The sequence below is a fragment of the Arthrobacter sp. Soil_C_60 genome (assembly GCF_057656375.1).
Map to the genome: position 1 here is coordinate 1 of NZ_JBDGKM010000046.1, position 222 is coordinate 222.

The following is a 222-nucleotide window of genomic DNA, read 5'->3' on the forward strand; positions in this document are numbered from 1 at the left end:
GGCGCCGGCAACGATCTTGTCTTCCGCGGCGCCCGGTACCGGATTACTGGCCGCGGGGTGATCGGCGCTGCCGTTCCCGGCGTCGATGGTGTCCGCGCCGTCGGCACCGTTCTCGTGGTCGGGGTCGCCGGTACGGAGCAGGTCGCGCGCCCATTGGGCGGGGACGATGCCGTACCCGGTCAGGTGGGCCGGTTCGGAGTCGCCCTGGAACAGGGTGCGGTC

Annotated in this window: 1 pseudogene; it reads right to left on the reverse strand. The window is 72.5% G+C overall.

The window, feature by feature from the left end:
* A pseudogene (locus tag AC3A4M_RS22890) lies at positions 1 to 222 on the reverse strand (hypothetical protein); the annotation flags it as partial.